31 protein-coding genes are annotated in these 21,787 nt (G+C 62.4%); 2 read left to right on the top strand and 29 right to left on the bottom strand.

Translation table 11 applies throughout. The features are described from left to right. Window positions 1-4 precede the first annotated feature (4 nt). The 21 genes from LK03_RS15195 to LK03_RS15100 form a co-directional block, all read right to left on the bottom strand. Entirely contained in the window at window positions 5-1,114 is a 1,110-nt protein-coding gene (locus LK03_RS15195) for a phage baseplate assembly protein (protein WP_038413180.1), read from the bottom strand. A 3-nt stretch (window positions 1,115-1,117) separates the two neighbouring features. Beyond that, window positions 1,118-2,377, bottom strand: coding sequence for a DNA circularization protein (locus tag LK03_RS15190; RefSeq protein WP_038413179.1), 1,260 nt, complete (start codon window positions 2,375-2,377; stop codon window positions 1,118-1,120). Beyond that, entirely contained in the window at window positions 2,374-4,287 is a 1,914-nt protein-coding gene (locus LK03_RS15185) for a phage tail tape measure protein (protein WP_038413178.1), read from the bottom strand. The genes LK03_RS15190 and LK03_RS15185 overlap by 4 nt, the downstream gene beginning before the upstream one ends. A gap of 81 nt (window positions 4,288-4,368) precedes the next feature. Continuing rightward, a complete protein-coding gene (locus LK03_RS15180) occupies window positions 4,369-4,716 on the bottom strand; it encodes a phage tail assembly protein (RefSeq protein ID WP_049870498.1) in 348 nt (115 codons plus the stop codon). Continuing rightward, on the bottom strand, window positions 4,707-5,054 hold the full coding sequence (locus LK03_RS15175; RefSeq protein WP_038413177.1) for a phage tail tube protein: 348 nt from the start codon (window positions 5,052-5,054) through the stop codon (window positions 4,707-4,709). The genes LK03_RS15180 and LK03_RS15175 overlap by 10 nt, the downstream gene beginning before the upstream one ends. Window positions 5,055-5,108: 54 nt before the next feature. After that, window positions 5,109-6,593: a phage tail sheath subtilisin-like domain-containing protein gene (locus LK03_RS15170; RefSeq protein WP_038413176.1), complete on the bottom strand. Its 1,485-nt coding sequence runs from the start codon at window positions 6,591-6,593 to the stop codon at window positions 5,109-5,111. Further along, a complete protein-coding gene (locus tag LK03_RS15165) occupies window positions 6,590-6,793 on the bottom strand; it encodes a DUF2635 domain-containing protein (RefSeq protein ID WP_038413175.1) in 204 nt (67 codons plus the stop codon). Before LK03_RS15165 ends, LK03_RS15170 begins: the two co-directional genes overlap by 4 nt. Before the next feature lie 10 nt (window positions 6,794-6,803). After that, window positions 6,804-7,379: a phage tail terminator protein gene (locus tag LK03_RS15160; protein WP_038413174.1), complete on the bottom strand. Its 576-nt coding sequence runs from the start codon at window positions 7,377-7,379 to the stop codon at window positions 6,804-6,806. 3 nt (window positions 7,380-7,382) lie between these two features. Continuing rightward, window positions 7,383-7,892, bottom strand: coding sequence for a hypothetical protein (locus LK03_RS15155; RefSeq protein ID WP_038413173.1), 510 nt, complete (start codon window positions 7,890-7,892; stop codon window positions 7,383-7,385). Then, window positions 7,882-8,283 (bottom strand): head-tail adaptor protein, encoded by a 402-nt coding sequence (locus LK03_RS15150; RefSeq protein ID WP_081951609.1) that lies wholly within the window; start codon window positions 8,281-8,283, stop codon window positions 7,882-7,884. Before LK03_RS15150 ends, LK03_RS15155 begins: the two co-directional genes overlap by 11 nt. 42 nt (window positions 8,284-8,325) lie before the next feature. Then, complete coding sequence (locus LK03_RS15145; RefSeq protein WP_038413171.1) at window positions 8,326-8,802, bottom strand: head-tail connector protein; 477 nt, start codon at window positions 8,800-8,802, stop codon at window positions 8,326-8,328. A 2-nt stretch (window positions 8,803-8,804) separates the two neighbouring features. Next, complete coding sequence (locus LK03_RS15140; RefSeq protein ID WP_038413170.1) at window positions 8,805-9,314, bottom strand: hypothetical protein; 510 nt, start codon at window positions 9,312-9,314, stop codon at window positions 8,805-8,807. A gap of 46 nt (window positions 9,315-9,360) precedes the next feature. Next, window positions 9,361-10,551, bottom strand: coding sequence for a phage major capsid protein (locus LK03_RS15135; RefSeq protein ID WP_038413169.1), 1,191 nt, complete (start codon window positions 10,549-10,551; stop codon window positions 9,361-9,363). After that, window positions 10,548-11,411, bottom strand: coding sequence for a head maturation protease, ClpP-related (locus LK03_RS15130; protein ID WP_038413168.1), 864 nt, complete (start codon window positions 11,409-11,411; stop codon window positions 10,548-10,550). The genes LK03_RS15135 and LK03_RS15130 overlap by 4 nt, the downstream gene beginning before the upstream one ends. 3 nt (window positions 11,412-11,414) lie before the next feature. Further along, window positions 11,415-12,725 carry a phage portal protein gene (locus LK03_RS15125; protein ID WP_038413166.1) on the bottom strand — a complete coding sequence of 437 codons (1,311 nt, stop codon included), beginning with the start codon at window positions 12,723-12,725 and terminating at the stop codon, window positions 11,415-11,417. Further along, window positions 12,718-12,882: a hypothetical protein gene (locus LK03_RS22330; protein ID WP_167334500.1), complete on the bottom strand. Its 165-nt coding sequence runs from the start codon at window positions 12,880-12,882 to the stop codon at window positions 12,718-12,720. The genes LK03_RS15125 and LK03_RS22330 overlap by 8 nt, the downstream gene beginning before the upstream one ends. Further along, complete coding sequence (locus LK03_RS15120; RefSeq protein ID WP_038413165.1) at window positions 12,882-14,609, bottom strand: terminase large subunit; 1,728 nt, start codon at window positions 14,607-14,609, stop codon at window positions 12,882-12,884. Before LK03_RS15120 ends, LK03_RS22330 begins: the two co-directional genes overlap by 1 nt. Further along, window positions 14,609-15,088, bottom strand: coding sequence for a phage terminase small subunit P27 family (locus tag LK03_RS15115; protein WP_038413164.1), 480 nt, complete (start codon window positions 15,086-15,088; stop codon window positions 14,609-14,611). The genes LK03_RS15120 and LK03_RS15115 overlap by 1 nt, the downstream gene beginning before the upstream one ends. A gap of 100 nt (window positions 15,089-15,188) precedes the next feature. Continuing rightward, on the bottom strand, window positions 15,189-15,593 hold the full coding sequence (locus tag LK03_RS21995) for an HNH endonuclease (protein ID WP_081951608.1): 405 nt from the start codon (window positions 15,591-15,593) through the stop codon (window positions 15,189-15,191). 3 nt (window positions 15,594-15,596) lie between these two features. Further along, the gene (locus LK03_RS15105) at window positions 15,597-15,926 is read right to left on the bottom strand and encodes a hypothetical protein (protein WP_038413162.1); all 330 of its coding nucleotides are present in this window, start codon (window positions 15,924-15,926) and stop codon (window positions 15,597-15,599) included. Next, on the bottom strand, window positions 15,923-16,249 hold the full coding sequence (locus LK03_RS15100) for a hypothetical protein (protein ID WP_038413161.1): 327 nt from the start codon (window positions 16,247-16,249) through the stop codon (window positions 15,923-15,925). The genes LK03_RS15105 and LK03_RS15100 overlap by 4 nt, the downstream gene beginning before the upstream one ends. Window positions 16,250-16,344: 95 nt before the next feature. On the opposite strand from LK03_RS15100, the gene LK03_RS15095 reads away from it, so the two are divergent. Together LK03_RS15095 and LK03_RS15090 are read left to right on the top strand one after the other, a co-directional pair. After that, entirely contained in the window at window positions 16,345-16,524 is a 180-nt protein-coding gene (locus LK03_RS15095; RefSeq protein ID WP_038413159.1) for a type II toxin-antitoxin system HicA family toxin, read from the top strand. A gap of 51 nt (window positions 16,525-16,575) precedes the next feature. Then, a complete protein-coding gene (locus LK03_RS15090) occupies window positions 16,576-17,001 on the top strand; it encodes a type II toxin-antitoxin system HicB family antitoxin (protein WP_038413158.1) in 426 nt (141 codons plus the stop codon). A gap of 126 nt (window positions 17,002-17,127) precedes the next feature. Here LK03_RS15090 and LK03_RS15085 read toward each other — a convergent pair whose 3' ends face one another. The 8 genes from LK03_RS15085 to LK03_RS15050 are packed head-to-tail and all read right to left on the bottom strand — an operon-like array spanning window position 17,128 to window position 21,787. After that, a complete protein-coding gene (locus LK03_RS15085; RefSeq protein ID WP_038413157.1) occupies window positions 17,128-17,469 on the bottom strand; it encodes a hypothetical protein in 342 nt (113 codons plus the stop codon). Window positions 17,470-17,480: 11 nt separating this feature from the next. After that, window positions 17,481-17,798, bottom strand: a complete 318-nt coding sequence (locus LK03_RS15080) for a hypothetical protein (RefSeq protein ID WP_038413156.1) — start codon at window positions 17,796-17,798, stop codon at window positions 17,481-17,483. Further along, entirely contained in the window at window positions 17,795-18,043 is a 249-nt protein-coding gene (locus LK03_RS15075) for a hypothetical protein (protein ID WP_038413155.1), read from the bottom strand. The genes LK03_RS15080 and LK03_RS15075 overlap by 4 nt, the downstream gene beginning before the upstream one ends. Then, window positions 18,040-19,338 carry a tyrosine-type recombinase/integrase gene (locus LK03_RS15070; protein ID WP_038413154.1) on the bottom strand — a complete coding sequence of 433 codons (1,299 nt, stop codon included), beginning with the start codon at window positions 19,336-19,338 and terminating at the stop codon, window positions 18,040-18,042. Before LK03_RS15070 ends, LK03_RS15075 begins: the two co-directional genes overlap by 4 nt. Next, a complete protein-coding gene (locus tag LK03_RS15065; RefSeq protein WP_038413153.1) occupies window positions 19,335-19,760 on the bottom strand; it encodes a VRR-NUC domain-containing protein in 426 nt (141 codons plus the stop codon). Before LK03_RS15065 ends, LK03_RS15070 begins: the two co-directional genes overlap by 4 nt. After that, the gene (locus LK03_RS15060; protein ID WP_038413152.1) at window positions 19,757-20,053 is read right to left on the bottom strand and encodes a DUF1364 domain-containing protein; all 297 of its coding nucleotides are present in this window, start codon (window positions 20,051-20,053) and stop codon (window positions 19,757-19,759) included. Before LK03_RS15060 ends, LK03_RS15065 begins: the two co-directional genes overlap by 4 nt. Beyond that, the gene (locus LK03_RS15055) at window positions 20,050-20,769 is read right to left on the bottom strand and encodes a hypothetical protein (protein WP_240478619.1); all 720 of its coding nucleotides are present in this window, start codon (window positions 20,767-20,769) and stop codon (window positions 20,050-20,052) included. Before LK03_RS15055 ends, LK03_RS15060 begins: the two co-directional genes overlap by 4 nt. A 46-nt stretch (window positions 20,770-20,815) precedes the next feature. Then, window positions 20,816-21,787, bottom strand: coding sequence for a hypothetical protein (locus LK03_RS15050; protein WP_038413150.1), 972 nt, complete (start codon window positions 21,785-21,787; stop codon window positions 20,816-20,818).

The following is a 21,787-nucleotide window of genomic DNA, read 5'->3' as shown; positions in this document are numbered from 1 at the left end:
TTTCTCATGGCTTGTAGTCCGCAGGAATGAGGTATTCGAAGTTGTCGGTATTCTTGCCCTTTTTGAGCTTGCGCCGCTCGTAGGCGTCGTTCGGCTCGGGCAGGAAACCATCAGGCGGCGCGAGCGCCATCTTGGCCAGGGTGCCTGCCTCGGTGAGCTCGTACTTGATCTCGATGATCAGCATGTCGCGGTCCAGGCCGATCAGTGGGTCGACCACGCGCACGATCATGTTGTGCCGCCACAACTCCCCGCTGCTCTGGCGCCAGCCCTTGACCACGTAGTTGACCAGCATGGCGCGGCTCATGGCGTTGCCGCGTTCCCACTCCACACGATCGCGCGCCATCTTGGTCGTCATCTGGCCGGACTGGTAGATCACCTTCACGCGCCTGCGCTTAACCCGCTCGTCCTTGACGCTGGCTTTCACCTCTGTGGCCTGGGTACCGAACGAATCATCGGTGCCCTTGCGCTGGCCGCGGCTGATGTATTCCGAGTAGACGCTAGAGAAATCCAGCTCGGTGTCGGCATTGAGGATGTTCTCTCCAAGCACCAGCCGGTCCACTGCCCTTCCGGCGGCGCCCGGCGACGCCATGACCAGCCGGCCCTGGCCGTCGTCCGTGCTGAAAAGACGCGACAGGCTCAGTAGCCGATCGATGCTTTCGAACGCAGTTTCGCCTGGTTCGATGGTGTGATCATCCAGGCCCAGGGTGGTGGCTGACTGGTTGATGACCTTGATGCCATATTCGCCGGCGAGCGCTTCGACGATCTTCTGCACGCTCTGCCCGCGCCATTGCCCCGGCGAGTTGATCGCGGCGCAGTCCACCAGATCGGCCGTCTTGGACCTACCGGCAATGCTCAGCTTGATCATCTTGCTGTCGTAGCTGATCGGCGTACTGAAGACATAGCCTGTGATGAGCAGGTCGGCGCCGATTCGGACTTCGACGGCCTCACCCTGCTCGATGCGAACCGGGACTTCGCTGCTGCCTGGCCACTGCCAAGTGACCCCAACAGTGAAGTCCCGCGCCTGGCGTTCGAGACCGGCGCTGATGCTTACGTCCAGCCAGCCGCCATAGTCATGCCCCCCGACGCTCAGGGTGACCTCGTTTTCTGGTTGCATGGATCAACTCTTGGCGACTTGCAGCTCGGTGGCAGGCACAAAGCCTGGGTGGCGGATGGCGTTGCGAGAGACGATTTCAGCGCCGCGCATGGCATCGCCGTAGAGTTTGTGCGCGAGCACCAGTGATGACACGGTTTCTCGGGGCCTGAACGTGCGCAGCCAGACGCCGCTGCGCGCCACCTGGGTCAGGTGGCGATCGAGCGCCAGTCGCGCATCGCTGATCACGCCGAAGTGCTCGGGCTGGCTTTCTCCGGCAATTACCCACATGGCGTCGCTGATCGCGTCACGCACTGCCAGCACATCATCGGCCACAGGGACGCCGGCTTCTGCTGTCGCGCCAGCTTCGGTGGTAGAGCCTTCCTGTTCGAGCTGAATGCTCAATGCAGCAGGCTGTTCCACACTCTGAGCCACAGCGATGGGCACCTCGGCCATGTCCAGTAGCAAGTCCAGCAACGCGGCATCCTGCAGCAGCCCGATCAACGCCGCCTGTAGCGCAGCGACATCGGGGTCATCGGCAGTCGGTGATTGCTCGGATAGATCGCTGATTGCCTGTCCCGTGATCTTTGCCTTGTGCAGTGACCCGGTCGAGCCATAGCCGGTGAACGCTCGCTCGACGCTGGCAATGTCGCTGAGCAGGCTGGCCGCTAAAGCGCCGGGCGCATTGATCACCGAGTAGACCAGGCTGCTCAGGTCGGTGAACAACGATGTCATGGGGCTGAGGCAGGTGATGGCGAATGCGTAGGCGCTGGAAATCGCCCTGCGCACGGCATTGACCCGTAGCCTCACACTGTCCACCAGAGCCATAGCGCTTGCAAACCGCGCCTCGATCGATTCCAGCAGGGTCGGCACCTGCGCCGCCAGTTGCCGGCGGGTGTTGACCGTCTGCACTGGGAAGGCCGCAGCACCATCGATGAACACCAGACTGAAACGCACCATGCCCAGCTCGTTGCGAGCATGCGAGACCTCGCAGTCACCGGCGGTGACCATTAGGCGGCCGAACCACGGGTGCACCAGCTCGCCGGGTCCAGGCGTGTCCAACGCGGCCAGCAGCCGGTCGCGCTGGGCGATGAAGTCACCGCCCACAATGAAGCCGGCAAACTTGAACTCCCGCGTGCGTCTGCCCATGTCCTCTACCGAGGGCTGGTCACGCTTGGGGTATTCATGGATGTGGGTACGGCGCCCGACCGGCACACTGTCGCTGTCGACCCAGAACTGCACGCCGCGGAATGAGGCCTCCCGCCTCAGGTCGCGCCACTCGCTCATGACTCATTCCCCACGGTCCGATAGCCCACCTTGGCCTTTACGGTGACGCCCGGCTGGCTGGTGCGCGTGGACTCGACGCGCATGCCTGCAGGCGGATTTTCGAAACGCACCCGCAGCTCCCCATCCAGTTGAGTCTTGTTGGTGGCTGTTGACTGACGCAGCAGCGAGCCAGGCGCGGGCAGTTGGCCAGGCGCCTGCAGCAGCGCACGGTTGTCGATGCCGAATGCACGCGAGTTTTCGTCGAGGCGAATTTTCGCAACAGCACCTGCGTCAAACGCAAGCAACTCGCCGGTGCCGCGGCGATCGCCAGCATTGCGTGCTCGCTGCTCTTGGGCCATCCGCTGTACGTTCTCGGTCAGGCCCTTCCCTTCTTCGTAGCCGAACAGCTTGAACAGCGGCATGACGTAGGGCTTGACCTTCTCCCACAGACCTTTGAAGTAGGCCGTGATCGGCTGCCAGTTCTTGATGATCCGCCCCATCGGGCTCCAGTCGAAGAGCTTCCCCATGAATTCCATGAACGGCTTGGTGTAGGCCTTGATCAGGTCCCACAGTGCCGTGAAGAAAGGGCCGACCTTTTCCCAGTTGGCAATGATCAGTCCCGCCGCCGCCGCGATGCCGACAGCGATCAGCCCCACAGGTGTGGCTGCGAATGCCAGGCCCATGATTCTGGCGGCAACGCCGGCCGCAAAGACTGCGCCGCGCAGGGCAGTGAAGGCGATACCAGCAGCAGCAATACCCTGAACCAGCTTCGGGTTCTCGCTGATCATCTTCGACACTTGCGTCAGCCATGGCCGGATCTGATCGACCACCGCATTGATGCCTGGCAGCAGCGCGTTGCCCAACGCAATGGCATTACTCATCACGCCATTTTTCAGCAGGCCCAAGTTGTTCTCGGTCGTGGCCGCTCTTGCTGCGAACTCTTTCTGCATCGACCCCGCGTACAGGCTCGAGTCGCCCACCTTTTTGAGGTTGCTCTTGAGCAGTTCCAGGTTGGTCAGCAGCGGTGCAATCGCGCTGATGGACTCGGTACCGAACAGGGTGGAAAGCACCCCAGCCTGCTTGTCTTTATCGACCCGGCCAATCCGCTCCAGGATATTCAGTACCGTGCCCTGCGCATCCTTCTGCATGTCCTTGGCCACCTGCTTGGAATCAAGCCGAAGCGACTTGAAGGCGGTGGCCTGAGCCTTGGTCGCCGCCGATCCTTTGGTCATAGCGAGCATGAAGTTCTTGATACCGGTTGCGGCAACTTCCTGCTCAATGCCCACACCGGCCATCGTCGCTCCCAAGGCCGCGATCTGCCCTGACGCCAGACCGGCAATCTCGCCCAGCGGGCCGATGCGGGTGACAATGTCGGATATCTGCTTGTTAGTGGCTGGACCGGTATTGCCCAGATAGTTGATCTTGTCAGCCAGCTCCTCCACGCCGCCCTGCGTCATACGAAACGCAGTGCGCCACTTGGCCATCATGCTGCCGCTTTCATCTGCAGTCTGGTCGAACGCCACGCCCATCTTGACTGCCGATTCGGCAAAGCCCAGCAGTTCTTTGCGGGCGATGCCGGACTGGCCGCCGGCGGCAACGATCTTGGCGATATCGGTGGCAGCCATTGGCAGCGTGTCAGTGAGGCGAACGATGTCGTCGCCCATCTGCTTGAACTGCTCAGGGGTGTCAAAATCGACCACCTTGCGCACATCAGCCATTTGCGACTCGAGATCGATTGCAGCCTTTGCGCCGGCAATGAACGGGGCAGCGATTGCCCCGCCGGTGACGATATCGCGGAAGCCGATCTTCCCCAGCCCCGTGCTTTCAAGGTTCTTGCGAAACGCTGCGATGTTCTTGCGTGCGCCCTGCAGGGTGGGCGACAGCTTGTCGACGCCAGTGATCAGCGCCTTGAGTTGGAATTTATCAGCCATCGTCCTCTTCCCTCAGCGCGCTGGAGATGCGTTGACTCTGGGCGCACGACTCGATCAGCACGTCGAGAGTGCGCCCCATCATCAGTTCAGGGTCGGTTCGCCAGAACCAGGCGAGGTCGTAGGCGGCTGCGACAAGTTGGTCAGTGCTTTCGACGCCGGCGTCATAAAAAACCCGGTGATCTGCCAGCCAAGTTGATTGAGGTCATTCAAATCCAACTGATCGACAGCACTTGGCGGAATACCCGTGCACACCACGACGTACTTGGCCACCGCATCGAGATCGAGACAGACCGCTTCGTCTTTGTCGAGCTTGTAGGGCAAGGCGCGGATTTTTTGCGCTTCGCGCGACGTAGGGCGGCGCAGGGTCAGCTCATCGATTTCAGCGCCATGCGCATTGATTGGAGCATTCAATAGAAACTTCACAGCCATACCCCCTTGGTGCCTTCCCAGTTCAGATCGATCGTGCCGTCATCGCCCTTAGCGATCGGCTCGTCGACGATGTAGGCCCCGGACAGAACGTAGGTTGTGCCGTTGCCGAACTCGAACGTTACGGTCTGATCGGTGGCGTTCATGATCTTGTCGATGGGCAGATCGGGGTCATTGACCACCGTGGCCTTGATGAAAGGCACCCGATCTTCTTCCTTGAAAAAGCCCACTGCGACGGTTTCGCGCTTGGTGCTACTCAGCGGTGCCTCGGCGCCGCCGGTGGTGGTGAATTGGGTACCGTCCGCCTTGATGTAGGCGGTACCCGCGACTTTCTTGCCCATGGGGCGTCTCCCACAAAAAAGCCCGCATGCGGCGGGCTGGGGTGAATAGTTGGGTCAGACCGAGTACTGCAGGCGGAACTGGTACTGCAGCGCGAACACACGCAGCTGGTTGACCAAGTCCGGCGGATACAGCACGTTGACCCGGTTGGGATCGGTGCTCGAGCGCTCCACCACCAGGAACTTGGCGAAGGCCTCGGCGTTCTCCACAACGCCCAGCTCTTCGAGGGCGTAGTAGCCTGCAATGAGCTCGGCGCGGATCACGCTCGGCGTGACGATGGCCTGGCCAGCACCGAAGCGCGTGCCGTCGTTGGCCAGCTTGTGCCGGCCATACTTGCTGGTCACCCGGGTTTTCAGCGCGTTGATGACATACGCCGACTGGTGCAGCGTCTCGCTGTCCAGGTAGGAGTTGTCGGCCTGGCCCAGTGCGTTGGTCTGGTAAGTGGTGATGCCCCGCTCGATGCGCTGCACGCCGCCTGAGCTGTAACCAGTGGCGATGCCGTGGCTGAGCAGCGATTGCCGCTCGGTCAGGATGAAACGCGTGCCTGCCGGTGCCGGCGTGATACCCACCAGCTCACCCGTCTGGGTCGGCCTGGCCGGGTCGGCCGAGATGAACACCGCCGTTCGCGCCGCGTAGGCAGCGGCCTGACGCCAGACTGGGTCGGGGCTGGTCTTTTCGAAGCCGTAAATGGTCATGTGCGCATCGTTGCGCGTGGTGCCCACGGCCACCAGTTCGCCCAGCGTACCGCGCAACGCGGTGTAAACATGGCCGTACAACTGACGCGCCCAGCTCCAGCGCCCGCTGCTTTCGTCCATGAACGAGCGCCACGCATTGAGCGAAGCAGTGTCCGCCCAAGGCGCGCAGATGAATTCGAAAGGCTCATCGCCCAGGGCCGCCAGCGCCAGCGTGACATCAGGCGTGCCCACGCCGCCGGCCATGGCAGCCAGGGTTACGGTCAGGCCATTCGGGGTGGACTCGCCCCCACCGACGCCCAGGCGGTTCAGCTCCAACTGAATGTCGTTACCGCTCACACCGGACCATCGGCAGGTCAGCGTCACCACGCCCGCCTCGGCCGTAGCCACCAGGGCCAGACCCGCGGCGTTGATTGCCGCGACCAGCGCAGCAGCTGCCGCCGTGGCGGTACCGCCGCTCGCCACGGTGGCGCGCACGCGATCGCCGGCGATGTACAGGCTGATCTGCCCGCCGACCGTGGCCGTGCCGGTGATGGTGACTTTGCCGGAGGCCTTGGTGCCGGTGGTCTTGATCGGCAGGCACCAGACCTCGCCGGCAGGATCGCTTCGACGCCAGGTCTCGTACATGTCGGCCAGCATCGAGCCGAGCCCGCCGATCTGCGCTGCCTGGCTTTGGCTCGACACCAGAGTCAGCTTGCCGATTTCAGGCGCGGTCGCATCGTCGTTGACCTGGCCGAGGATCAGGCGCACCAGCGGGCTGCTGGCAGTGTTGGCCTGGCTGTTGTCCATCTCGGTGTAGAACAGCGGCACTCGCAGGTCGCTGGGAATGGTGTTGAAGCTGACGCTCATTGGTCATCGCTCCCGGTCTTGGTGGTTTTCGAGACCTTCGTGGGCTCGGTCGGCGCCGCTTCTTTCACATCGCCGTCGAGCAGGCGGCGCTGCCAGTACGGATCGAGGGTGACAGTGCGGCCTTCTTTGGACAGCAGCGTGCCCAGCTCCGGGTCGGGCACAGCGCGCCCGGCCACCGGAGTGACGGTGATTTGAGTCATGGGAGAACCTTTAGGGAAGTTCGACGGAAGTTTTCAAAGCGCCCTGGCTATCAGGGGTCGGGCCGGTGTCGCCGGGAATCAGCTGGGCATACTCGACATCCAGCCCTTTGAAGTCCGGCAAGTGATCGAGCTTGTATTCCTGCCAGGTCTCAGCGGGTGCGCCCGGGCGCGTGCGGCCGATCTGGCTCTCGGCCTCGAAACCGAAGCGATACACCACCCGCGCCCGGTCGATCGCCGTGAGGCTGCCGCCTGTATAGGCAATCGGTTCGTGATCGTTTGATTCAAGCCCGACCAGCGCCCGGAACAGCTCGGCGCGCAGGACGTGCACCAGGTCCACTGCCTGCTGGCCGCGCTCGTCGGTGGTCTGCATGGCCACCAGCACATCGAACTGATCGGTCAGGCCCTGCACCACCTTGTTCGAGGACTGGGTCTCGGTGGTCTCGTCACCGGTGTAGATCACATAGGCAGCCGGCAAGGCCAGCTTGGCCGAGGTCATCACCGATTCGATATCGATGCCGCCGCTCACCCGCTTGGAGAACGAAGGGCAGTGGGTCTTGATGTGTTCGATCAATGGGGTCAGACGCATGGATCACCCCCCCAGCGCGCTGGCGAATGCTGCGGTCAGGATGCGCCGCACGTCTTCCTTGGAGTCGTCCAGCGTTTCGGCCATGTAGTTGGCTCGCGGCTTGATCCGCCATTCACCGGCAGCGCGAGCTGCCACAAGGCGTGCCCGCTGGCCGCGGCGGAAGCGCCTGCCACCTGGTGCTCTTGCCCTGACGCGCCGCCCCGCCTTGACCCCGTAATGCAGGTAGGCCGGATAGTACTCCGACATCCGATCGGTCTTCTTCGGCGCGACCCGCACCAGGAAGCCGGAGCGGGAAACCTTGAAGCTGATGGATTCAAGCGTTGCACCAGTACGGCTGACCGGATAGTTGTGCTGCCCGCGGGCCAGTGCCAGCGCAAGCTGCGCACGCTGGGTGATCAGCTTGCCGACCTTGCGCATGCCGGCCCGGACTTTGCGCTTGTCGAAGAAGTCCTTAGGCAGGTTGTCGAAGCCCTCGATGTGCATGTAGGGCTGAATGCTTGCCTCAGTAGACATAGCCACCTCCTGCAGGTGTATCGGGCATCGGAATCGCGGCCGGATCGAGCGCCTGGCCGAGTTCTTCGACCTCCAGTACCGTGAACAGCCGGTTGCCGAGATCGCTCACCCGGCGCACCCGGTAGACGATATCGACGCCCCGGTACGTCTCCACCACCTCATGCGCATCGGTGATTCCGGACCGGAAGCGCAGGATGATCCGGTGCGTCACCGCCTTGCCGGTCTGGACTGAACCGCTGTAGATAGCGTTACCCACAGGCTGAATCTTCGCCCAGGTCTTGGGAGCAGGCAGGTACTGTGATTGCAGGCCAGGATCATCAGGATTGGCAATGTCCTCGCGCACGCGCAGGTAGACACGGCGAGTCAGCTCACCGATCCGAGGTATTTGCATGATTACTCCAGGGAGGATGTGGCCTGGCGAATAGCCAGATCGCTAAACGCCCATGCGCACGCGGTGCGGCATGAGCAAGTGCTGAGATGCCAGCGGCAGCTCGTTAGCGGTCGCTGCAACCACCACCTCTTCGCGATTGACGAACAGATGGCCGAGTTTCAGAAGACATGCAGATTGAATGGAGGGATTCAGCACCATGCCGTAGGCGATGGCATCGGCCTGGTCGTAGGCCTCCGCCAGGGCAGAGCGAGCATGCTCCAGCAGACGGCAGCGCAGACTGTGGTCCTGCTCCAAGTCAGCTGCAGCAATCGCTGCAAGATTGGCGTCCTTGGCCTGCCGCATCGTCTCAGCCACGCCCGCCCGCGCTACGTCGAGCGCAACCTGATCGATATAGAAACGGCGGTTGAGGAAACCCATCGCCGCATCCTCGGCAGCGTCGAGGTAGGACTGCACCAGCAACTCGTCGTCCGGATCTGCTCGCACGTGACGCATCGCGACTTCGATGGCGATCACAGACATGCTTACTCCTCCAGCGGCTCAAGAGACGCCAGGCCCTTTTGCACCAACTGCTCGGCGTGGCGCCGAGGCACGCTATAACCAGCGCCGGACCGGCGACGCAATTCGCCTTCGTCCATGTAGGACCGAAGCGGATAGATCACCAAATTGACTGGGTTCGGATTTGCAACGGCAGGTTTCCCGGCCTCGGGGGATTCACCAGTCGATCCGGCTTCTGCACCGGCGGCATCTTCGGAAACGGTTTCATCTCCAGTGGAGTCGCCCGACGACAACCCCTGCTTCAGGTCCGCCGATGATGTGCCAAGACTAACCGGGTTGGCGGTACCAACTTCTGGAGCGGAGCCAACCGAGACGCCGGTGGTTATTGCTTGCTGCGGGTCCGGCTCAATCGTTGAAGCCTGGCTGGATTCGCCTGACGGTACCTCAGTGGTCTGCGGTGCCTCCGCAACGCCCTGGCTTGGGGTGTCGCTCTGCTCGCCCGCGCTGCGGGCAGGGGTTTGCTTCTTGCGAGCCATAGAGTTCTCCAGACGTGCGCCGGTTACAGCGCCGTCATCTGATTGATTAGGGGTTGGTGCCGGTCAGCGGCCCGGTAACGAACGCTTCGTCGCGGTAGATGGCGAATGCCAGGCGCTCCTCGGCGCGGATGGTCGCCATGTTGTTCTCGAAGTCCTTGTCGTTCTCGGTCGAGATCAGCACTTCGATTTCCATGCGGTCGTAGATCTGCGCGCCCAGCTTGAAGGCGCCGACCAGGAAGTCGTTCTGCGTGATGGCTTGGGTGTTGACCACGGGACGATTCCACAGGCGCGGCGTGGTGCCGTCCTGAGGCTGACCGATGATGTAGCGGCCCTCGCCGTCCTTGGTCAGCTCGATCGCCGCCCAGTCGATCGGGTTGAGCACGATGCCGTCTGACGGGAACTCGGCCAGCTCGGCCTGCAGCAGCGCCAGGCGCAGGCGGTCGATTCGTTGCTCGCCGACCACAGTCACGCCGGTGGGAGCAGCGTACAGCTGCGCGACGGTCATGAGCCCTTGCAGGTTGGCCCCGGTACCGCTGCCATACAGCAACTGGGCTTCCTCGGCCATCATCAGGCCGTAGCGCGCGCGGCCGTCGATGTAGCTTTGCAGTGCCTTCGCGTCGTCCAGCATCTGGCGACTGGCCTTAAACAGGTGCGCGATGGTGCGCACGTTGGCGGTGGTCAGCGCGAAGGTCAGGTCAGAGTACGGCTTGGCGGTGGTCTCCGCCACGGTGCGTGCATTGTTGGTGAAACCGGTCTCGCGAATGTACTCGATCGAGTTCGACTCCGTGGTCCCAGGCGCCACCAGGTCGCGGATGGTCAGACGGCGCGGAGGGGGCGCGGCGATGGTGTCCAAGCGCTGAGGCGCGACCAGGCCGCCACCGGTGGCGGTCGTAATCGCGGCGCGAGGAACGGATACCCGGCGCGAGCCACGGAAGGACGAGTTCATGTCCTTCATCTCTTCGCTCTCGATGACCAGGGCGCCGACAGACTTCTGAGGCTCTTCCTGGTGCTGCTGGCCGCGGCCGGCATTGACGAGTTTCTGCTCGGCTTCGCCCAGGCGCGCGTTAAGCTCGCCTTGTTTGGAGAGCAACTCGTCCACCTTGGCACGGGTCTCGGCATTCATCTCGCCGGAAGCCTTGATCTGCTTTTCGCTGGCTTCAGCCTGCGCTTTGATCTGATCGCCGATCGTTTTCAGGCTGGCGTTCAGTTCGTTGTACTGCTTTTCGTAGTCGCTCATCGCGAAGTTCCTTTAAGGAGATTGGAGATTGCTGCGACCTGGGCAAGAGAGGCCGACAGGTCGGGAGCGACAGCGTTCGGCTTGTCGGTCAGGGCAGCGCGAGGCGTACCCCCGCCAGCAGCGCGAGGCATGCTGGACTTGAAACTGGCGAACAGTTCACGGCGCTCGGACCGGGGCATGCCGGCTTTGGCCAATGCCGTGTCCATGGCTTTCAGGGCATTGGCCTGGGCAGTCTCTTCGGTTTCGCGCTCAGTGACTTCGCCTGCGGCCAGGATGCTGGTGGCCAGACCGAGCTCCACGGCACGCTTGCCGCGGATGAACGTCTCGTCATCCATCAGCTCCGCCATGCTGTCAGGCGTCTGGCCGCTAGTCTCGGCGTAGAGGTCGGCCATGGCGGCATCGAACTCTTCCATGTCATCGGCTACGTCGCGCAGGTAGTGGCGGTTGCCGGCGAGGAAGGTCCAGCAGTTGTGGATCATCAGGAAGGCGCTACTGGCGACCTGACGCTCGGCGCCAGCCAGGTAGATGATCGACGCGGCGCTGGCCGCCATCCCCAGCACCTTGGTGGTGACCTTGTGGCTGTGCTCGAGCAGGCGGTTGTAGATAGCGATACCCTCGAACATGTCACCGCCGGGCGAGTTGATGTATACGGTCACATCACGCTCGCCGATAGCCCGCAGCGCGGCGTCGATGCGTTTGAGGGTAACGCCTTCCCCGTACCAGTCCTCACCGATCACGCCATACACGGTGATGGTCTCGGCGGTGCTTTCGACGGCGGCCTGAATAGCCGGATTCCATTTGTCGAGCGCGCGCGGGCTCACCTCGCTGCGCAAGCCGCGAGATTGAATCTTGTGCTTCATGGGTTACTCCTGAGAGGCGTTGCCTGACTCGCCGAGCCAGTTCTTCAAAGCGTTGCGGGCGGTTTCCTGGGTGTCCTGCTTGCCGAGCTGGTCCAGCGGTACCAGGTTCGACTGCACCGTCAGCACGTCACCGCCTGGCATGCTTGGCAGGTTTTCCTTGCGGCGCCCTTCGTTGCGAGTCATGTAGCCGTTCTGGCCCATGGTGCTGAGGTAGGCGGCGCGGCCGGCGCTGTCGGCGCGCAGGAACGCTTCCAGGGAGTACTCGGCGTAGTAGCTGATGCGATCGGTTGCCGTCAGGCAGAACTTGTTGATGCACTGCTCGATCGGCGCGGTGTAGGACATGATGCAGTAGGTCAGGAACGCGATCTGCTGCTGCTCCAGACCCGTGCCCCAGTTACTGCCCTTGTCGGTCTTCATCACCATCCAGGGCGGTACACCAAACCAGCGGCAGATTTCCTCGACGCTGTGTCCGCGGGACTCCAGCAGTTGAGCGTCGGCAGGCTTGATACCCAACTGCTCGGGTTTCACTCCCTGCTCAAAAACGGGACTCTTGCCGGCGTTGAGTGCGCCACTGATGGTCTTTACGTACTCGCGAAAGTCTTCCCGCTGGGCGGGCGTCAAGGTGCGGTCGACCGAAAAGCCCACCGTGGGCATCATGCCGTTCTTGAACGTGCTGTTTGCCGCGTCATCCGCCGACATCGCCGCGCCGAACACATCGGCACCGTAGCGAATGGCGGACATACCCATCCGACCGTCCAGCGTGAACGCCGGAATGTGCAACATGTCTGCCCGCTCGATCTGGCGTCGGGCACCCTTGCGGGGCTTGAAATAGTAAATCAGGCGACCATCGTCATCGGTTTCCACATCCACCCGAGAGGGCAGCAGGAAATCAAGGGCGACCACCCTTCCCCCGTTCCGGTGAATCTCGCAAAACGCGTTGCCCCATAACAGCATCGAGGCCACCACTGACTGCCAGAACTGAAATGCCGCCATGTCTTCGTTCGGACTGCTGTGGAGCACGTCGTACAGGCGGAAATCCCGAGCGTTTTCGCGCCCGCCATCAGGCAGGCGGCGATAGATGTTCAACGGCAGGCCAGCAACCGAAGTCGAGATGATGCGCACGCATGCCCATACCGCAGAAAGGCGCATGGCCTTGTCGACGGTTACGGCCTTGCCGCTGCTGGACTGCGTGCCGATGAAGCTGCTCCAGAAGCCGCCGTCGCTCAAGCGGATTTTCTTGCCCACCCAGTCGCTGATACTCGCCTTGGGTCGGCTGGCTGCAGCGCCCAGCGCCCGCGTGAGTGAGTTAGCCACTGATCAGCCCCTGACGAACAAAGGCCGCAATGCAAAAGAGGCTGCATGCGGCAGTGATGAGAGCCCAGCCGGTACCGGCCAGAGTGAATACACCCGCCACCATCAGGGCGAAGCCCAGCAGCGCGGTGACCAGGTAGAGGATCGTCGCGGCGTTCATCAGTAGATTGGGTTCCGAATGGCATCCATGAAGTTATCGACGCTGTTACCCGACTGGGCCTGCGCCATGACTCGGCCTGTGGCCATGATCAGCGCCACGGCGCCGTCGATCTTGTTGTCTTCGCCCTGCTTGATAGGGCGCACCACATCGTCATTGCCAGGCAGGTTTTTGCCGATCACGTTGCCGATGCACCAGGTCATGATCGGGTTGCCGTCATGGTGGAAGCGCCCCGCCTCGATCGCCGCCTCTAGTTCCTTCATGCCGTCGGACATGTTCGTGTAGTTCTGGGTGATGGTGATCGGGTTGAAGCCTTCGTCGTCCAGGTCGTGGCTGAGGCCAGTGGCGCCGTGCGGGTCGATCGGGCTTTCCCTGATCGGCGCCAGCTTATTGGCTTCCTTGGTGTCTTCGAGGATTTCCCGGTAATCCACTTCGGCGCCGGGCGTGGCCGTGAGGTGGCCGGTGTTGACCCAGGCCTGGAAGCGCTCGGTCATGCGTTTGTTGTCCACGTCGTTGGCCGTGTCTTCCGGTACCCAGAAGGCCGGGGCCACGCTGTAGTAGTGAATCTTTCCGTCGATCTCCCGCCAGAACAGACGCGCCCGCGAGTTCATGTCCAGCTTGCGCGCCAGGTCGAAGCCTGCAACCCACTCCTGGCCCTCGAACTGCTCGAGCGTGAGCGACTTGTCCTCGCAGGCCTTCCAGCTCTCCATGTTGAAGAAGCCGGTTTTCGCGCTCACCCAAAGGTTCAGGTGCTTAGTCTTGAAGGTGTTTGTAAATCGCGCTGACCGGAGCGCCTTGGCCAGCATGCTCTCCAGATACTCTTGGAATACCGACACCCCTATGCAGGGGTTGGCCTTGGCCAGATTTTTCGGGTCGGTCCAGTCGTCACCCTCATCCAGGGTCCAGATGTAGCCGAACAACTCGTCGTCAGGGACAGTTCTGTTCAGCATCTCAATGACCTGGCGGCGCTTGTCATAACACGGCCCCGCGATGTTTGGACCGGCCGTAGTGATGATGAACATCAGCGGCTGTCGACGGGCGCCCATGCCGGTGAGCATGGTGTCGTACTGGGCGGCGGTATCGTGTTCGTGGAATTCGTCGATGATGGCGCAGGACGGTGAAGCACCGTCGCCAGGGTTGCCGATCAATGGTTCGAAGCGGCTGCCGTTGGACGGAATGTTCAGGTTTGAGGCGTTGACCTCGATACCGGCCGCCTCGATCAGCATCGGCGAGCGGCTGACCATCAGCCGGGCCGGCCGGAATACCTCCCACGCTTGTTTCTCCGTGGTGGCGCCTGAGTACACCTCGGCGCCGAACTCGTTGTCGGCGGTGAACATACTGATGCCGACGCCGGCGGCGATCACCGACTTGCCGTTCTTGCGCGGCACTTCCCAGTAGCTTTCGCGGAAGCGGCGGTACCCGCCTTTCTTGCGCACCCAACCGAACGTGCAGGCCAGGCCGAACAACTGCCAAGGCTCAAGGGTGATCAGCTGCCGCTTGAACGCCCACTCGCCCTTGGTGTGCGGCAGCAGCTGTATTAGCCGCAACTTCTTCTCGGCCTTGGCCGGGTCGAACTTGTAGGGGTAGTTCTTCGCGCGGCTCGCCGCGACGTCTTCGAAGTGCCGCTCGATGGCCTGATGAATGTAGCGGCACGCTGGAAACTTGCCCTTGAGAACGGACCTTGCCCACGTCATCGCCTTGTCGACGTTGGTGTACTTGGCTCTGGCCATCAGATACTCAGTAGGGCTGCGAACTCGTTGGTGGTTTTCTGCTTGTTGCCGCCGATGATCCGCGTGCGGCTGGCCGGGTCCAGGCCCAGCATCGAGCCGAAGGTGACCATCTGGCGCATCGCTTCATTCGCCGCGGTGAGCGCCGGATTCTTCACCGGTCCGCCCGTGGCGCCGGCAACGACGATGCCGTGATTGCGCACCGACTCCTGGGCCATGCGCCAGTTGCCATAGGCTGTGCAAAAGGCCTCGACGTTGTGCAGGTCAGTGAGCGCCAGCACCTTCGCCTTCAGCAGCTCGGGCACCAGCATCTGCCACACCCTGGTAGCGTGCTCACACAGCCATTCGGGGGGATCGACGTTGGTCACAAGGGCGAAATCAGGCTCGTCCTTGTTCAGCTTCCGCTTGCCGGGATTGCCGGCCAGCGCCTTCTGGGCCGTGGGTTTTGGGCGACGGCCGGAGCGCCCGGCAACCCCTGGCATCGGCGCCTCCACTAAACTTTATATTTCGCGGGTGTAAAAAAACGACTGGGCGGACGGTGTCCGGCCGAAAAGGTCTGAACTTTTGACCCTCCCCCCTGCATTATTGGTAATAATTCTCATTTAATGAGATTTCTGGTGAGTTTTTGACCATTTTTCGCTCTGCATGGGATTTCCTGCGGTGACAGTCGCTATTGATCGCCCTCAGGTTGTCATCCGCGTCAGAACCGCCCTTCGCAACAGCCAGGATGTGGTCAACCTCATCCGCCTCCCGCACTCTGCCAAGCCGCACGCACTCATCGCAGCGACACAGGTATCCGTCGCGCTTCAGGATGTACTCTCGCTTGCGCCTCCACGGCCTGCCGCCTCGCCCCGATCCTTTCCGACTCGCCCAAGCCTTGGTCTTTTCTTCGGCGATTCCCGCGTGCGTGTCGCAGTAGCCATGCGCGTTACGGTGAAGGGCACGGCAGCCTTGGGCGTTGCAAGGTCTTTGGGGTCTTTGCGGCATCAGTCAGCTCCCCGGCTTTTGCTGATCAACCCGCTTGCACAGGTCGCAGTCCAGGCGCCGGCAGATCCAGCGCTTCACTCGCGGCCAATAGGTCAGCATGAACATGTGACGGAGACCGGCCAGGGCCAGGGCAACGTGCATCGTGACGCCGGCTGTGTTGGGCGTGAAGAACATGCGGTCCGAGCGGGCCAGTATGGCGTAGCCGCTCAGGGCGATGACCGCATAGAGAATCTTGCCGATCACACCGTCGCGTACCTTGCCGCTCAGCACCGCCCAGGAAGCCCACAGCGCGATAACGCCCGCAGCCAACGCATTCACATATTCAAGGATCATTGGGAAGGCCCTCCGAACTTGGACCTGATGACAGACCAGAGATCAGCGGCCTTGATGGCGCGCGTCACGGCGGCGATCAGCGAGCCGCCGAACGTGCCGAGCAGGAACCCGACGCCGGCAACACTGCGCGGCTCGACGATCCCGAAGTAGGCGCTGACCATGCCCGTCAGGTAGTGCGCGCAGGCCATCCCGGTAAGCAGGAACAGAAACCAGGCCTTTCGGTCCAGCAAGTCGTCTTTGTGCCAGCGTGTGGCTACAAGGGCGCCGAGCAAGCCTGCGATGCCCAAGTCCCACTTTTCGAGCAGGCGGTGAAAGAAATCCATGCGCTCGACTCCCCGGCAGCAAGAAATATAACTTTAATGTTGTATTAAACCAGAAGTGTTGTATAATAGAATCATCCAAACAACGAGGCGAGGTGATGAAGTTCAGCGAGTTCAGACGATGGTTGAAGGCCCAAGGGGTGACCTTCGAAGCAGGCAAAGGAAGCCACTTCAAAGTCACCGCCCCGAACGGCAACAGGACAACGTTTGCGGACCACGGATCAAAGGAAATGCCCGAACCGACCCGCAAAGCGATCATTAAACAACTGGGGCTCTGAGAGCCCCTTCACCCTATCTGAATGCTGGACGATCACCTCCGAGGAGTGACCATGTACAACTACGCAATCCGCTTCGAGCAAGACTCCACGCCGGGCCTGGCGGTGTTCTGCCGCGACCTTCCAGAGCTGAACAGCTACGGCGATGACCGGGAGCACGCGATAAGCGAGGCCGTCGACGCCATCGAAGTGACACTCTCGATCTATGTTGATCAGCGCAGACCTATTCCAGAATCCAGCGAGCCACTTCCAGGGGAGCAGGTCATTTACCTGCCAGCCGTGACCGTGGCGAAGATCTTGCTTTGGAACACGATGATGGAACGTGGCATGCGTAAGGCCGACCTGCGCCGGTTGCTTGGCGTTCACCAGTCACAAGGCGATCGACTGGTAGATTTCATGCACACATCGAAGATGGAGCAGATTGAAGCGGCTTTGGCAGCGCTTGGTAAACGGTTGGCTGTCACGGTCCAAGCTGCATGAATGCATGCGGACAAAAACGAAAAAGCCCCGGCGATTGCCGAGGCTTGATGAAAGAGTCGGTCAGGTGTTTGCTCTAGCGCACCTACCGCAAAGTAGCACGGAAGATACGTTACGGGACCGGGGAAGTCAAGCTGCTTGGCGTCTCGTTTCCAGAGCCCCATCTACCCAGGCCACGCCAGCCTTCCACAACTGCCGGGTTTTCTCTTCCTTGAAGCCAAGCTTCTTGCCAGCATCCTTGAGCGATAGATCACGCGCCATGTAATACGTCCTCAACACTGCGCCGCACTCGGCGTAGCGCAGGCAGAGGCGGCCCATGAGACGGTCGATAACCAGCGCCTCATCATCGGTGATGCTCGCATCTAGAGCAGTGTTCTCTCTCGATGCACAGCCAGCCACGCCGGAACCCATAAGCGCCCAGCGCCCCCAGTTTTCCAGCAGTTCTTCAGCACTTCTTTGCAGATGGCTCATGCCCTCTCCCCTCAATCCCCGGTGTAATTGGTGCCGCCGGCGCCGCGGCGGTTATTCGTTTGATACTGAGATTCCGGGCCGCCGGTCGTGCTCGGGCGCTGGCGCCCGGCCTGCTGCTCCAGCTCACGCACCCGCAGCCCCAACTGCGTCACAAGTTCTTCCAGCGGCAGCGGCTCGCCGGTGAGCGCTGATACCCAGCCGGAGGCGTTGCACTGGCCGCAAGGCAGTTCGTAGAAGACCCCCTTCACTACTGCTCTGCCCCGACAATCCGGGCAGCGCGCCAGGACGATCTGTTGTTTGTGCAGAGCCGGGCCGTAGGTTTTTCTCATTGGCGGACACGCCCCTTTTTGGCTCGAAGCCAAGGCTTGGCCGCTCGGCTGCGCGGCACGACTGCCCTGCCAGCCACAATCGGCTTGTCGAAAGGCCGCAGGCCAAACAAGCCCCCTTTCCGCGGTTCCACGGTACCTTCCTCGCCGAGGTCTACGCCGAACCACTCATCAATGATCAACTGGCCGGTGATCCGACCCTCCAGTCCATAGAGAAAGGCGACGGCCCCGTGCTCGGAAATATTCATTTCGAATCCTCGCTAATTACAAATTCGCTAAGGCCATCGCAGCCCACGTATTCCGCTGGCTGCGCCGGATTCTGCGAAATCTCGGATAAGGTCTCTGTAAGGCCGTGAATCGCCGAAAAGCCGATCCCGTCTAACCAGCCGTGCCACTTCTCCAGCGCTGCGCGGCGCTGCTCCATGGCCTGGGTGTGGATGTAGGTGCTGGCGATCTTGCCCAGCGTGTGGTTCAACAGCATCTCGCCGATGTGCCCGTCGATGCCGAGGTCGGTCCAGGTGGTGCGTGACACCTTGCGCAGGTCGTGGCTGGTCCAGGCGCCCTGCCCCAGTCGCGTGAACACCATGCTGGCCTGGCTCTCGCTCAAGCACAGGCCGCGGCGGTTGGGGAACAGGTACACGCCTTGGTAGCCCTCGGCCTGCTGGCCGGCCCGGTAGCGGATCAGCAACGCCTTGATCTGCTCGGTCAGCGGCAAGCGGTGCTCGGTGCGGGTCTTTGTGTTGGCTGCGGGGATGAACCACTCGGCGGCGGCTAGCGAGATGTCGTCCCAGCGCGCCATGCGTGTCTCACCGATGCGCGTGCCGTGGGCCAGCATCATCACCGCCAGCGTGACGTCGCCCGGGGCGGCCTCGAAGGCCTGGGCCAGCTGCTGCACCAGGTCGGCCAGTTGCACGCCGCGCAGGCGCGCTGCCTTGGGCAGGATCTTGGCCTTGGTGAAGTCACTGAAGCGCATGCCGGCCATGGGGTTGCTGTCGATCAGCCCCAGCTTGAGCGCCTGGCGCATGGCGGTCAGCAGCAGCGCGAACATCTGGCGCAGGTAGGACACCGACACCTTCGCCTGGCACGGCCACATCAGGTGCTTGTCGAGCGCGTCGGCGCTGACCTCGGCCAGCGGCAGGTCACGCAGGCACGGCAGCAGGTGCTGGGTGATCGCCGACCGGGCGCCGGCCTTGCGCTTGGCCGACAGCGATCGGTCGCGCGCCATGCGGTCGCCGTACCACTCCAGCAGCTGGCCCACGGTGGCCATGCCCGAGGCGATCGGCGCCGTCGCCGGGTCGCGCATCAGCCGCTGGCGGATCGCGGGCAGCTCGGCCAGCACCGCCGACACGCCGAGCTCCGGCCAGCGGGCGACCGGAACCCAGCGCTTGCCCCGCACCAAGTGCCAGGTGGCGCGGCCTCGATCGGACCAGAAGCGCAGGTACAGGCCGGGGTGGCGCGGGTCGCGTAGGTCACGCACGGAACGGTCGGCCGACTGACGGCGCACCTCGGCCTCGGTGAACCTGACTTCGCGGGTCGCGCTCATGCGGCCACCGTGGCGGGAAGCAGCAGGTAGGCCCGCAGCTGCTCCATGGCGTCGAAGTGCCCGCGGCACACAATGGCCAGATAGCCCTGCTCGTTCAGCCGCTTGAGGCAGGCGCGCTGGCTGGACGAGACAGGTGCAGGCTCGACGGTCGCCTTGAATTCGACGTACAGCCCGAAGAAGCCACCGCGAGCCATGGGTAGTACCAGATCAGGAATACCTGCCTTCACCCCCTGGGCCTTGAGCTTCGCAGCAACGGCCTTTACTCGGTGGCCGCCATTTGGCACGTGATACATCAGCTCGAACACATCGGGGTAGCGCAGCTCGATCTCGCGCATCAGCGCGGCCTGCTCTTGGCCTTCACGATCCACGGGCTTGGCGCGAGGCTGGCGCGGCTTGAAGGGGCGAATTGTGAGCGTGGTCATGGGCGCAGCGCCCCCTCACTGATCAGCTGGGCCTGGGTGCGCATCACGCCCTCGGCGTGGTACTGCCGAGCGGTGGCCCGATCAAGTGTCTTGCTGCGCCCATCGCAGGCATCGTGACAAGCGCTGCACGCCCAGGCGCCCTGCAGGTCGTTCGGCTTGTTGCCCACGCCGCAGGTGCCGGCCATGCGGTAATGCGCCAGCACGGTGGTCTCTGGATTGCCGTTGCACACGCCCGGAATCCTTACCTGGCATTCACGGCCCCGTGCGGCTTTGGTCAGTTTCGACTGTCTCAAGGCATCATCCTCAGTTGAGCAATGGCGGCGCGGGCACGGCGCTTGCGCAGGTAGGTGTCGACACGCTTGCGCTGCAGCTCTTTCGCGCGCTGGCGCTCTTTGCGCAAATTCGAAGCGACCAAGCTTGCGCGAACCTCGTCTAACTTTTCGCGGACATGGGCGCTGACGTGGGTTCGCTTTGTCCCGGTGAGCAGCCCGGCGATGGCCTGGCCGTCTTCGGTAACGGGCGTAATTCGAAGGTCGGCCAGGTACTTGGTGCCACGCTCATGGCTGATCAGCTGTGCGCGAACGGCCGACTCAATGGCGGTAACGCGGCGTGCAGCATCAAAGCCCAGGGACACTTCCCACGCCGCTGGCCGATCCTCGGCTCGTGCGAAGCTGACCAGCCGCTCGTAGGCGCTCATGAACGCCATGCGCGCACCGACCTTGTCGTTCGCCTCCAGGATGGGCGTCGAGGCAATCATGGCTTGGCGTATCTCTGTAGTGAGCACGACCGTCTCATGCTCATCGCTGGCGGCCAGGGCGATCGACCAGGCCTCGTCCTTGCCTGGGCGTCCATCGGCAGCGTGAATGTGCTTGAGCACCATCCCCAGCGACAGGCGCCCGGCAGGCTCGCGGCGGCAGGCACGCAGCGCGCCGATGATCACGGCCGGCTCATGAGCCGACAGATCCTCGGCAATCAGCTTTGCACCTGCGGCGCTGATGGTTTGGCCCATCGCCTCCGCAGTCGCGCACACGGCGGTGGCCAGCTCGGCAATCTGCTCACAGGAAAGCATTGCGCTTGCCCTCCTGACCGTTTCGAATGGAGTCAGCAGCCTCATGCGCGGCGTTGATGTTCGCTTGGGTTTGCTCCTGCTGGCGCGCCGTGGTGGCGTTCATTTGGCGATTGGTCGCCCACTGGGTGTGATACGCCTCGCACTTGGCCAGCAGGTCCCCGAGGTTGTGGCAGCCGTTGATGATCCTGGCGTCGTTGATCCTCAGGAAGTAGGCCGCGACGTGGTGAGCGCTGTCGGCGCCGAGACGATCGACAAGCTGCCCCAGCAGACCGCCAGCCTTGGCGTTCCAAACGGGCCAGGTCTTGTAGCGATTCCGATAGGCCATCGCGTAGTTCGCCCAGGCCTTGAACGTTTTGCACTCAGGGTCTTTGGGGCCGGGCATGTCTTCGGGAATTTCACACCGCGGTCCACCGGCCTGAACCAGCGCCAGCACAGCGGGTTGCGACGGCGCAGCCGGGGCGTCCTGCGAACTGTGACTGGTGTCCTGATTGGTATCTTGATTACTGGTATCTTGATTTGTCGGAGATTTTTCCGACCCTAGATCGGATTTTTCTCCGACCATGCTCGGATTTTTTTCCGAGGTAGATCGGATTTTTTTCCGACCATCCTTACCCGCTTTTAGGGTCGGATATTTTTCCGACCCGTCCTCTTTCTTGTTCCACTGCGCGGCCTTGTCGGTAAGGCGGAAAAGCGTGACATTGGACGTACTCGACAGCTCGATCAGGCCCACGTCCTGCAGCGCTTTCAACATGCGATAAGCCGTATCCGGCTTGTCGGTCAGCAGCGGCAGTTCCTCGATGATCTTGGCCTTGCTCAGCACGAAGAAGACGCCATTTTCTGTTGTGGTCGCTTTGGCCCAGCTCGGGCAGCCGTAGACGAACGCGAACAGCAGCGCCTGTTGTGAGTTGAGCCCCCACTCCAAGGCCTTGACCTGGTTGATGGTCAGGGTGAATTGCAT

Source organism: Pseudomonas cremoricolorata, from assembly GCF_000759535.1.
Taxonomy (GTDB): domain Bacteria; phylum Pseudomonadota; class Gammaproteobacteria; order Pseudomonadales; family Pseudomonadaceae; genus Aquipseudomonas; species Aquipseudomonas cremoricolorata_A.
The sequence above is the reverse complement of the archived record's forward strand: the minus strand, read 5'-3'. Positions and strand labels throughout refer to the sequence as shown.